The 11141-nt window shown below is 62.1% G+C and carries 12 protein-coding genes; 1 reads left to right on the forward strand and 11 read right to left on the reverse strand.

What is annotated here, in order from left to right; all coding sequences use genetic code 11:
• A complete protein-coding gene (locus AB6K10_RS01535) occupies window positions 1–384 on the forward strand; it encodes a hypothetical protein (RefSeq protein WP_339117835.1) in 384 nt (127 codons plus the stop codon).
• Here AB6K10_RS01535 and glp read toward each other — a convergent pair.
• The 11 genes from glp to AB6K10_RS01590 all read right to left on the reverse strand — a co-directional run bounded on the left by glp (window position 367) and on the right by AB6K10_RS01590 (window position 11108).
• Window positions 367–1572 (reverse strand): gephyrin-like molybdotransferase Glp, encoded by a 1206-nt coding sequence (gene glp, locus AB6K10_RS01540; protein ID WP_339117836.1) that lies wholly within the window; start codon window positions 1570–1572, stop codon window positions 367–369. The genes AB6K10_RS01535 and glp overlap by 18 nt on opposite strands.
• Window positions 1565–2083, reverse strand: coding sequence for a molybdenum cofactor biosynthesis protein B (gene moaB, locus AB6K10_RS01545; protein ID WP_339117837.1), 519 nt, complete (start codon window positions 2081–2083; stop codon window positions 1565–1567). The genes glp and moaB overlap by 8 nt, the downstream gene beginning before the upstream one ends.
• A 4-nt stretch (window positions 2084–2087) precedes the next feature.
• Complete coding sequence (locus AB6K10_RS01550; protein WP_159343327.1) at window positions 2088–2435, reverse strand: DUF1244 domain-containing protein; 348 nt, start codon at window positions 2433–2435, stop codon at window positions 2088–2090.
• A gap of 103 nt (window positions 2436–2538) precedes the next feature.
• A complete protein-coding gene (locus AB6K10_RS01555) occupies window positions 2539–3639 on the reverse strand; it encodes a formate dehydrogenase subunit gamma (RefSeq protein WP_174788533.1) in 1101 nt (366 codons plus the stop codon).
• Between the two features lie 11 nt (window positions 3640–3650).
• Window positions 3651–4265, reverse strand: a complete 615-nt coding sequence (gene fdh3B, locus AB6K10_RS01560; protein ID WP_139525806.1) for a formate dehydrogenase FDH3 subunit beta — start codon at window positions 4263–4265, stop codon at window positions 3651–3653.
• Window positions 4266–4326: 61 nt separating this feature from the next.
• Window positions 4327–7182 carry a molybdopterin-dependent oxidoreductase gene (locus AB6K10_RS01565; protein ID WP_159343328.1) on the reverse strand — a complete coding sequence of 952 codons (2856 nt, stop codon included), beginning with the start codon at window positions 7180–7182 and terminating at the stop codon, window positions 4327–4329.
• 24 nt (window positions 7183–7206) lie between these two features.
• The gene (locus AB6K10_RS01570; RefSeq protein WP_052509959.1) at window positions 7207–7410 is read right to left on the reverse strand and encodes a twin-arginine translocation signal domain-containing protein; all 204 of its coding nucleotides are present in this window, start codon (window positions 7408–7410) and stop codon (window positions 7207–7209) included.
• Between the two features lie 78 nt (window positions 7411–7488).
• Window positions 7489–8142, reverse strand: a complete 654-nt coding sequence (locus tag AB6K10_RS01575; protein WP_339117838.1) for a molecular chaperone TorD family protein — start codon at window positions 8140–8142, stop codon at window positions 7489–7491.
• A 4-nt stretch (window positions 8143–8146) separates the two neighbouring features.
• Window positions 8147–9859 carry a 4Fe-4S dicluster domain-containing protein gene (locus AB6K10_RS01580; RefSeq protein WP_339117839.1) on the reverse strand — a complete coding sequence of 571 codons (1713 nt, stop codon included), beginning with the start codon at window positions 9857–9859 and terminating at the stop codon, window positions 8147–8149.
• A 197-nt stretch (window positions 9860–10056) separates the two neighbouring features.
• Complete coding sequence (locus AB6K10_RS01585) at window positions 10057–10671, reverse strand: DUF3306 domain-containing protein (protein WP_339117840.1); 615 nt, start codon at window positions 10669–10671, stop codon at window positions 10057–10059.
• On the reverse strand, window positions 10668–11108 hold the full coding sequence (locus AB6K10_RS01590) for a DUF3305 domain-containing protein (protein WP_253018350.1): 441 nt from the start codon (window positions 11106–11108) through the stop codon (window positions 10668–10670). Before AB6K10_RS01590 ends, AB6K10_RS01585 begins: the two co-directional genes overlap by 4 nt.
• Window positions 11109–11141: the final 33 nt, after the last annotated feature.

The raw sequence follows: 11141 nt of genomic DNA on the forward strand, positions 1-11141 counted from the left end.
GTGGGTAGCGTGACCTGCGTGTGCTTCGACGCCTGTGGCTACCGATGGGCGCTGGAAGCCCGCCATGTCAGACGTATCGACAGCACCCTCTCCTTAGCGCGCCATGCGGCGTTCGAGACGCTGCTATGTGACTCGCCCGGCCAGCCGACCCGCTGGCTCACGCTGGTGGATCGGCAGGGCCCCTGGCAGTTGGGTCTTCCAAGCGATAGCGTACTTTTGCCCTTGCCCAGTGCGGCCCTCCACCCATTGCCGCCTCTCTTGGCCGCACGTGTTCGGCATCCGGCGCTGTGCGGCATCGCTGTCGTCGCGCAGTCGCTCACGCTCCTTCTGAACGGTGCGCAACTCAGGCTACCCGCCACCTCAGGTTCAGTGGGCGAGCCATAGGCAACGCACCGGGCTGCCTTTTTCCAGCTGGCGATTGGGATCAATCACCGCCAGCGCATCGGCCGCAATGCAGGAAGAGAGCACCGCTGAGTTTTGATCATCAAAGGCATCGGCCTCGATACCCTCGGGCGTAAAGCGCAGCGCTACCCGCATGTAGTGCTGGCGCGGGCCGGTCTCGGTGGCAAAGGTCGCGGTGGCCGTTAGGCACGGAAGCTCCGCCAGCGCAGGGCAGTCCAGTAGCGCCCCCATCAGCGGGCGTAGAAACAGCCACGCGCCCACGAAGCCTGACACCGGATTACCCGGTAGCCCCACAAACCGCGCTTGGCTGCCATCGTCGCGGGGCAAGCGGCCTAGCGCTAATGGCTTGCCAGGACGAATCGCCAGCTTCCACATATCGAGCTGTCCAAGCGACGCCAGCGCCGCTTTGACGTGGTCCTCCTCCCCGACGCTGACACCGCCAGTGCTCACCACCACATCGGCCTCGGCAGCGGCGTGGTTCAACAGCGCCACGGTCTGGGCGTAGTCATCGGGCACGCTCACCAACTGCACTACCTCGGCGCCGAACGTCTCCAGCAGCCGCTTGAGCATGGGCCGGTTGGAGTTGTACAGCTGGCCCGGTTGTAACGGCGTGCCGGGGTCGACGATCTCATCGCCGGTAGAGAGTAGCGCCACCCGGGGGCGACAGCGTACGTTGACCTCGGTGATGCCCTGCCCCGCTAAATGTCCCAGCGCGGCGGCCTCCAGGCGCTCGCCTGCAGTGAGCAGCACATCGCCTTGACGCACGTCGCGGCCCTGCAAGCGAACGTTGTCTCCTTCCGGTACGTCCGCGGGAATGAGCGCCTCGCCGTTCTCTTCAGTCACCCGCTCCTGCATCACCACGCAGTCAGCACCAGGGGGGATCTGCCCGCCGGTAAAGATCCGCGCGCAGGTGCCCGCCGCCAATGGCCGTGCCGTACTGCCCGCGGCAATGCGCTGGCTCACCGGCAGCCGCTTACCCGCATCCATAGCACGCAGCGCATAGCCATCCATTGCGCTGTTATCGAACGGCGGCACGTCCAGCGTAGCCGTGACCGGTTCGGCCAGCACGCGGCCAGCGGCGTCGCTCAACGCGACCCGTTCGGCATCGAGCGGCGTCACGTCGGCCAGCAGCGCTTCCAGCGCCGTTTCAATCGGCTGCAGATCAGCCATGCTGCCCCCGACCGGGAATCACCAGGTTGGCAAAGTTGCAGGGCTTATGGCGGCTATCGAGCTGTTCGGCAAGAATGCCATCCCAACCGGTACGGCACGCACCGGTAGAGCCTGGCAGGCAGAACACCACCGTGGCATTCGCGAAGCCGCCCAACGCGCGGCTCTGAATCGTGGAGCTACCGATCTCATTGCCGCTGAGCTGGCGAAAGCGCTCGCCAAAGCCTTCGATACGCTTGTCCAGCAGCACGGCGACCGCTTCGGGAGTGGAGTCGCGCCCGGTAAACCCTGTGCCGCCCGTGGTCAGCACCACCTGCACGCTGGGGTCGGCAATCCACTGAGCGACCACCGCACGGATTTGGTACACGTCATCCGGTACGATGCGCTTATCCGCCAAACGGTGGCCCGCCTCGGTTAGCCGCTGCACCAGCGACTGGCCCGAGCGGTCGGTCTCTTCCGTGCGCGTATCGGAGACGGTCAGCACCGCAATGTTCAGCGCTTCCATAGCATCCATGGCGCTACTCCTTGTGATCGTTGGAGGAGGCGTTGGCCTTTTTCTTGGCTTGGCGCGCGTCGAGGGCGGCCAGCTGTTCCGGTGTCGCCTCGCCCTGGTGATGGGCTTTCCACTCGCTGTAGGGCATGCCGTAGACGTACTCGCGGGCGGCATCCAGATCGAGCGCGGTGCCGCGCTCATCGGCGGCGGTCACCAGCCACTTCGAGAGGCAGTTCCGACAGAAGTCCGCCAGAATCATCAGGTCGATGTTCTGCACGTCTTTATTGTCGTCCAGATGCTTGAGCAAGCGCCGAAAGGCAGCGGCTTCCAGCTCGGTACGAGTGGTGGCATCCAGTTCGTCAAATGTCGCCATGGTGATTCCTCTTTCCCAATTCGTTGAAGTGCAGCATAACAAAAGACACCGCCCGAAGGCGGTGTCGAAGGGCGTTCACGTTCACCTATCTCGATGGCGTGACTCAGCTTGGCTTGGCGGGCGAAGGGGTGCCGCTGTCGCCCGCTTTACGCGCCGCCAGCTCCTCTTCGCTGATGGTTTGATCCTTGACCTCTTCGTACCACAGATTGTGATGCTCTTTGGCCCAGGTTTCATCCACGTAGCCGGTGGTCATGCCTTCCAGCGCGCCTTCCGTGCCCAGCGTGCCGATGTAGATGTGACCCAGCGAAACGGCGGTCAGGCCGAGCGCGCCCACGGCGTGGATGATGTTGGCCCACTGCATGGTGTCGCGGCCCTGGTCGAAGTTGGGGAAGTCGAGCACGAAGCCACTCGCCACCACCAAAATGCCTACCGATGCCAGCAGCCAGTACCAGGCTTTTTCACCACCGTTGCAGAAGCCCGCATCGACGTGGCCTTTGCCGATCATACCGCCGCCTTTCTTGAACCATACCCAGTCGTGCTTTTTGGGAATGTTCTCTTTGATCAGGCTAATCAGCATGATGACCAGCAGCACGCCAAAAATCGGCCCCAAGTAGTTGTGTAACACCTTGGACGCCGCGACCATCCAGCCCCAGACGGCATCGCCGAACAGCGTACGGAACACGAACTTGCCCAGCAGCAGGTTCAGCCCGGTCAGCGCCAGCGTGATGAACAGCGTCGCCACGGTCCAGTGCAGCGCGCGCATTAGCAGCGACCAGCGCAAGAGCTTGCGGCCCGTGCGCGGCTCTTCCAGGTATTTACGGCCAACGATGAAGTAAAACAGCGCAATCATCGCGGCCATGCCGCCGATGGCGATCAAGCCAAACGGCGATACCCAGCGATTGCGCAGTATCCGCCACGTTTCGCCGCTGGCGTTGATCAGGTTGTAGTTACTCTCGTGCCGGGAGTCACGGTAGTTCGGTCCCGTCTCGCCACTGCGTACTTGGCGCCACTGATCCGCCGTGATGCCGGGGGCGGCGGTGGTCATTTCGCGATCCGGGTCGGCTTGCGCCACGGCCATGTGGGTGACCCCCAAACTCGCAACCAACAGCACCAGCATTAGGCATAGACGCCAGCCACGCTGTAGCCAGCTAGCGGTGCCGCTAGGTGCCCGTGAGGGCACCTTTGTCATGGTCAACGTTGTCATGACACGCCTCCTTACCCTTTGCGGGCAGCATCATAGGCAAGGTTGTCAGTGCTAGCCTGAGGATTGTTCGACCACGCACCATCTTTATGGCCACGGTGTACCACGCGCTGGCGGAAGATATCGGCCACATCCTGCGCATCACCGGCCAGTAGCGCTTTGGTAGAGCACATTTCAGCACACAGCGGCAGTTTGCCTTCCGCGATGCGGTTGGAGCCGTACTTCTGGTACTCCTCTTCCTTGGTTTCGGCGGGGCCACCGGCACAGAAGGTGCACTTGTCCATCTTGCCGCGCTCGCCGAAGGCATCCTGTTGCGGGAACTGCGGCGCGCCGAAGGGGCAGGCGTACAGGCAGTAGCCACAACCGATACACAGGTCTTTATCGTGCAGCACGATGCCGTCGTCGGTTTTGTAGAAGCAGTCGGTGGGACACACCGCCATACACGGGGCGTCGTCACAGTGCATGCAGGCGACGGAAATGGACATTTCATCCGCTTCGCCGTCGTTCAGGGTCACTACGCGGCGGCGCTGGATGCCCCACTCGACGTCGTTGGCGTTCTTACAGGCGGTGACGCAGCCGTTGCACTCGATGCAGCGCTCGGCGTCACACATAAATTTCATTTGAGCCATGGTGTTCTCCTCTTGCCGGTGCGGGCGTGGCCGCACCGGCATGCTGTCAGGTCAGGTCGTGTTAGCTGGCGCGTTCGATACGGCAGATGGTGCACTTGGTCTCTTGCATCAGTGTCACCGGGTCGTAGCCGTAGGTGGTGGCGGTGTTGGCCGCTTCACCAATCACGTAAGGAACGGTGCCTTCCGGGTAGCGGTCGTGCAGGCTTTCGCCCTGGAACACACCGCCGAAGTGGAACGGCATGAACGCCACTTTACGATCCACGCGGGGCGTGACCAGCGCTTTCACCTTGACCCGACCGCCTTCGGCGCCTTCGACCCATACTTGGTCGCCGTCGCGGATACCAATGTCGTTGGCATCGGCCGGGTTGATCTCGACGAACATCTCCTGCTGCAGCTCAGCCAGCCACGACATAGAGCGCGTCTCTTCACCGCCGCCTTCGTACTCGACCAAGCGACCCGAGGTCAGAATGATCGGGTAGTCCGCGCTGTTATCACGGTCCTGGATGGTTTTGTACATCGTGGGAAGACGCATGATGGAGTCAAAGTCGTCCCACGTGGGGTAGCGTTCAACCAGGTCACGACGGGTGGTGTAGAGCGGTTCGCGGTGCTTCGGCACCGCATCCGGGAAGGTCCACACCACGGCGCGGGCTTTGGCGTTACCGTACGGCGCGCAGCCGTGCTCGATGGCCACGCGCTGGATACCGCCGGAGAAGTCGGTCTTCCAGTTCTGGCCTTCGGCCGCCGCTTTCTCTTCAGCGGTGAGATCGTCCCACCAGCCCAAGTCTTTGAGCAGCTGGTCGGTGAACTCGGGGTAACCGTCATCGATATCGCCACCCACAGGAGCGGAGCCTTCCGCCAGCAGGTTCACACCATCGCGCTCGATACCGAAGCGGGCGCGGAAGCCCATGCCGCCTTCCATGACCGGAATGCTGGTATCATAGAGGTTGGGCGAGCCAGGGTGTTTGAACTCCGGCGTTCCCCAGCAGGGCCACGGCAGACCGTAGTAGTCGCCATCGGCGGGGCCGCCTTGGGCACGCAGGTTTTCAAAGCTGAAGGTGTGCCAGTTTTGCTGGTGCTCTTTCAAGCGCTCCGGGCTTTGACCGGTGTAGCCAACGGTCCACATGCCGCTGTTGATTTCACGCAGTACGTCTTCGATCACCGGACGGTTGCCGTCCATTGCGAAGTTCTTCACGAACTCGTTGCCAAAGCCAAGCTTGTTGGCGAACAGGGTCATGATTTCGTGGTCGGGCTTCGATTCGAACAGCGGTTCGATGACCTGATCGCGCCACTGGATCGAGCGGTTGGTGGCGGTGACGCTACCCGAGGTCTCGAACTGCGTGGCGGCAGGCAGCAGGTACACGCCATCGGTGCGGTCGTGCATGACGGCGGCCACGGTGGGATACGGGTCGACGATGACCATCATCTCCAGCTTCTGCATCGCCTTTTGCATTTCGACGCCGCGGGTTTGCGAGTTGACCGCGTGGCCCCAGTAGAACATCGCTTTCAACGCGGTGCGCTGGGAGATGTTTTCGTCCTCTTCCAGCACGCCATCTACCCAACGGGAGACGGTAATACCGCTGGAGTACATGGGTTTGCCGTCAGCGTACTCGGTGTCGTCGAAGCGGCCTTTTAGCCACTCGTAATCCACGTCCCACACTTTGGCCCAGTGCTGCCAAGCGCCTTCTGCTAAGCCGTAGTAACCCGGGAGGGAGTCACAGCCTAGCCCCAAGTCGGTGGCACCCTGTACGTTGTCGTGGCCACGCAGAATGTTGGCACCGCCACCGGATTTACCGATGTTACCCAACGCCAGTTCCAGAATGCAGTAGGCGCGGGTGTTGTTGTTACCGGTGGTGTGCTGGGTACCGCCCATACACCACACCACGCAGCCAGGACGATTGTCGGCCAGGCGCTTGGCCACGTCGAACATCTCTGCTTCGGGCACGCCGGTAATGTCTTCGACGACGCTGGGCGGGAACTGGGCGACTTCGGCCCGCACGTCGTCCATGCCGTACACGCGCTGGTTGATGTACTCGCTATCTTCCCAGCCGTTTTCGAAGATGTGCCACAGCAAGCCCCAGATGTAGGCCACGTCAGAACCGGGGCGAATGCGCACGTACTTGTTGGCTTTCGCCGCCGTACGCGTAAAGCGCGGGTCCGCGACGATGATGTCGCAGTTGTTGCGCTCTTTGGCGATCAAAATGTGCTGCATGGCCACCGGGTGCGCTTCACTGGGGTTGGAGCCAATGAAGAGCATCGATTTGCTGTTATGCATATCGTTGAGCGAGTTGGTCATCGCTCCGTAACCCCAGGTATTCGCAACGCCCGCCACGGTGGTGGAGTGGCAAATACGCGCCTGGTGATCGGTGTTGTTGGTGCCCCACATGGAAGCGAGCTTGCGCATCAGGTACGCCTGCTCGTTGTTGAACTTCGCCGAGCCCAGCCAGTAAACGCTGTCGGGGCCGTGGGCGTCGCGCAGCTCGAGCAGCTTGTCGCCGATCTCGTTGACTGCATCGTCCCAGCTCATGCGCTGCCATTCACCCGCGACCAGTTTCATCGGGTATTTCAGGCGGCGAGTGGAGTGGCCATGCTGACGAAGCGACGCGCCCTTGGCGCAGTGAGCACCACGGTTGATCGGGTGGTCGAAAGCGGGCTCTTGCTTGGTCCAGATACCCTCTTGCACCTCGGCATACACACCGCAGCCCACCGAGCAGTGGGAACAAATGGTGCGCTTGGTTTCCACCGGGGAGTCGAGCACCGGGGTTTTGTCGGCCGCTTCGGTGCGCTGCATCATCGGCGCGCCCATGAAGCCTGCCGCAGCCACACCACCGGTAGCCACGCCCGTGCGCTTCAAGAACTGACGGCGGGAAATACCCAACCCAGTGGTAGCGGGGGTGTTGGTTTTGCGAGTTAGACGCATGGCAAATCTCCTGGCAGTTCGCCGTCAGTCACGCAGCGACGCGTAATAAGCACGAATATGGTCGGTCTCGCGGTAGTTCACCGCCTGCTTGTCGCGCTCAACCGGGCTTTTATCATCCGCCTGTGCCAGCGTGACGTGGCCTACCGCAACGGCTGCGCCCGCAGCGGCGGTGCCTAAACCAACGGTTTTCATAAACCGGCGGCGCTCAGGGTTATGTGACTGGTGCATGGGGTTCTCCTCTTTCATGCCCTTTTTTATGCGTGGCCCGTAGGCCCTGTTGTTCGCTTACCGCTGCGCACGGTCACGTCACGGTGTGGCTTTGCGCGCTGCACCGGCGTCATAGGAAGCAGGCTCCACTATGCGCACCGGTTGATAGGCCGCTTGATCGCTCAAACGTGCCTGTTCGCTCTCCATGAAAGCGCTACCCAACTGCCCCAGCGCTGCATAGAAAGCGGTGTCTACCTTGGCAAGGTCCTCCCAACAGCGGCTGGCCCAAGGGGCAAGATGCCGTTGGAAAAAAGTAAACTGCTCGCCATTTTGTGCCGCGATGAGCATGGCCATCACTTCGCACATCGCCACCAGGTGGTCTTCTGGATCCCGGGTATGCTCGCTACGCTCGAAACCCAATGCCCGGAGGTCTTGGCGCAGCGCGACCAGCGCGGCTTCCATCAATTCGCCATTGCGGTACCAGGAGGCGTAGGGCACCACGTCGCCCTGAATCACGCCCACGAGGTGGCGAAAATGCGCTCGCTTGAGACTATCGACACTGCTCTCGCCCGCGGCCAGCGACAGCGCCGCCCAGCACTCGGCAATCCGGCTGCCATCTTGCTCGCTGTCCAGGCTTGCCAACCACGTCAGCAGCTCGCTGTCCGGCGCTTGGCGCAGCAGACTGGCGAGCAGCTGGTAGATATCCATACGCAGCGCATCGGTTTCGCTCAATGTCGGCATTGCATCGCTCATTGCATTACACCTTTAGTTGCGCGTTAGGATCACGAGCCATGGTTTTCCAGACGTCTTTTACCCGGCAGTCTTCGCACATTTCCAAACGCGCCATGGCATCCCCGGCAAAGTAAGGGTGGTTGGCCAGCTTGGCTTTGATGGTAGCCACGGTGCTGGCCGTGGCGAACGGCTTGCCGCAGCCAATGCACTCGAACGCTGCCTCTTCATGGCAAATATGCCGCGTTTCACGGGCCGGTGCGGCGAGGAAGCCCGGGGCCAGCGTGATGGCATCCTCGGGGCAGGCCTGTTCGCAAAGGCCGCACTGTACGCAATCGGCTTCCAGGAAACTTAACGCAGGCGCGTTACCCCCCGATTTCAGCGCTGGCGTGGGGCAGTTGCTGACACAGGCGTGGCAGAGCGTACAGGCAGCGCTATCAACGTTGATGCCGCCGTACGCCGCGCCTGGTGGCATGGCGTGACGGTCACCGCTGGGCGCCCCCAGCTCGGCCAATCGCGCCAGTACCACGTTCAGGCGGGCGCGCTTGTTAGGCTCATTGAAGCTCAACGGCGACTCGGTGAGCGGGGTGAGGCTTGGCAGCGCATCGCGCTCGCTCTCGGCCCCAACGGACAGCAGCTTGATACGCGCCTTGTCGTGGCCCAGTGCGCTGAGTAGCGCGTGCGCCTGGGCGATCTGCTGTTCTAAAAACGCGCTGAGCCGATTCGGCATGTCGTCGTGAAGCTGAATGCGCACTTCGGAGGCACCGCTGGCAAGCGCTGTTAGCCACTGATCGTGGCCCGCCGCACCCAGATCTTCCAGGGGCGCATCGATGATGTGGCCGGGCGTGGTAATGCCTGAAGTGCGCTCGGCGTCTAGGGAGTCATGGGTAATGAAGCGCAGCACCGGCACCTCGCCACCGGCGTCCCGGTAAGCGGCGAGCCAAGTGGCTAACGTATCCTGCTGACGGCGGGTTTCCGGTAGGCGAAACTCGATGGCACCGGTCGGGCAGGCGCTGGTACAGCTCCCCACGCCTTGGCACAGAAACGGGTCGATCTCGATGCGCGACTCGATGCGGCCTTGGATGCTAGAAATCGCATCCGCCGGGCAGACGTCGAGGCAGCGGGTGCAGCCGACGTTACCACTGGAAGAGTGGGCACAAAGATCGGTATTGACCTGGAAATAGCGGGGCTTGTCGAACTCGCCGATCAGCTCGGTCACGTTCTCCAGCACGTCGGCACGCTCGGCTTCCTGGCGCTCCCACGCGAGGCGCAGGTAGCCCGGCGGCGGCAACTCCCACGCGGCAACCGTCAATGCGCCGTCGGTAAGGTCCAGCACGATGTCGAACACGTCGCGTTCGATCAATGCTTGCGCCAAATTGAGCGCATCGCCATCGTCTTGGGCCAGAGTGGCACGAAAACCGCCCAAATGCCCTGCAACACGGAGCTGTGCCTGCTGGTGCGTGCTCAGCACTTGCGTGGTGATCGGCTCGCTGGTGGCAGGAAGGTCAACGTCCACATCCGTCGTGAGCAGCGTAAGAGACGCTAAACCGCGCCCCTGCAGCGCACGCGCCGCCTGGCTGACGGACGACGCACGGCCGAACAGCAGCACGTGCCCGCGGCTGTGGTAGGTGACGTTGGCAGGCGTTAAATTCACCGGCCATGAGATACGCCGACGCACCGCTTCACGAGCGGCGGCGTTGCGCTGGTCGTCGATCGACGCCAGTTGGATTCGTTGGTTCATGCATTCTCACGGTCAAGAGGTCGTTTTTGTTATTATGGGCGTTTAGATTTTGTCATCTGGCAGATGACTTTCGGCGTTATATCGACATAGCTTCTGGTATCAGCGTATGGCGCAAACAGCATTTATGCCACTTCCATTGGTCGTATCGCTGTCAACGCAAGCCCGCCAGGCTTGCCATAACCTACTGATTCAAAAGGCTAACCATCTTTTTGACGCTCTCCCTGAGCGTGATCAGAATAATCAGACTGGTCGTCTAGTGAGGCACTTTGTACAAAACTGTCATCACTTGTGCAAGCGCTCCCCTGTCCAGCCCCCTTCTCATCCTCGTCATAGCTCGCGCGTTCTGCGTCGTTTTGCGCGGCCTCGTCCAGCTTATCGAGGGTCTCTTCTGCTTTATTGGCCCAGCGCCGCAGCTTGCCCGCCAGCTCGCTTGCCATGGGCTTCAATTGCTGGGTGTAGTCGGCGTCGTAATCATCCAGACCGTCGCGCACGTTGTAGTTACCGGTAGCCCAGAGCCTGCGCAGGGCGCGACGTCGAAGAGCGGCGCTCACTCCGGGCACCATAAAGGCGCTGAAATCACTGCCTGCAGGCAGGGTGTCCGGGTCGGGCAGCGTGTGGTCCAGGCTGCCGGGGGGCGGTGGCGCGTCGGCCGCTTGCTCCACCGCGGGCGTGGCGTCGTCGTCTGCCTCTGCAGCGAGCGCCTGTGCTTCCAACGGCGGCGCGGCACCTTCCGTGGGTTCGGTGCTCGCCGGCTCGGGATCGTTCTGCTCGATGCCGCGCTTTTTACGCGACCAGCGCTCTAAACGGCTCACTGTGGCTGCTCCTTGGTCGGGGTCTCTTTGCCGCGCCCGGCCCCTTTGCGTTTTTTCTTGCGGGTTTCCACCGGCGCTTCGCCATGACGCGCGAGATAATGCTCTATCCACACTTGAATCGCCATCGGCATCGGTGCCTCCAGCACTTGCTGCTCGCCATCCAGCCAGCCCGCCGCCACATCCTGGCTGGCGGTGATGGCATCGGGCTTCGGGGGCTGCCCGGTAAACCCGGCACGGACGAACAGGCGTGGCGTTGGCGAGGTGAGATTGAAACGGTAAGCCGCTCGCTCGGTCATGTAGAGCTGCAAGTGGAGTACGCACTCCCCTTGATCCCCGGGCACGAGCTCGGCAATGCGCCACTGGGTCAGCGTGAAACTTCGCACCTGCTTGGGCTCCGCCACTAAGGTAACGCTCAGCGCGCGCAGATTATCACTCATGGGTTTCACCACCTTAGACCTTGAATGGGTAGA

This window comes from Halomonas sp. BMC6, assembly GCF_964204995.1.
Taxonomy (GTDB): domain Bacteria; phylum Pseudomonadota; class Gammaproteobacteria; order Pseudomonadales; family Halomonadaceae; genus Vreelandella.